This is a genomic window from Cobetia sp. 1AS1 (assembly GCF_029846435.1).
Lineage (GTDB): Bacteria > Pseudomonadota > Gammaproteobacteria > Pseudomonadales > Halomonadaceae > Cobetia > Cobetia amphilecti.
On the sequence record NZ_JARWKU010000032.1, the window covers coordinates 1 to 338 of the forward strand.

At 52.4% G+C, this 338-nt stretch carries 1 rRNA gene; it reads right to left on the reverse strand.

The annotated features are described in order from the left end of the window. Nucleotides 1-276: ribosomal RNA gene (locus tag QD280_RS17800) — 23S ribosomal RNA — on the reverse strand; the annotation flags it as partial. Nucleotides 277-338: the final 62 nt, after the last annotated feature.

Consider the following 338-nt stretch of genomic DNA (forward strand, 5'->3'; position numbering starts at 1 on the left):
CGCTTAAGGGCTGGTCCCCGTTCGCTCGCCGCTACTTGGGGAATCTCGGTTGATTTCTTTTCCTCCGGGTACTTAGATGTTTCAGTTCCCCGGGTTTGCCTCTATAGGTTATGTATTGGCCTATAGATACTCACCTGATGGTGAGTGGGTTTCCCCATTCGGAAATCGTTGGGTCGCAGGGTATTTGCCACCTCGCCAACGCTTATCGCAGGCTATCACGTCCTTCATCGCCTCTGGCTGCCAAGGCATCCACCGTATGCGCTTAATCGCTTGACCATATAACCCCAAGGGGTCTGTCAAGGATTACGAATCTGTCGGACCTCTCCGACATATCGTTT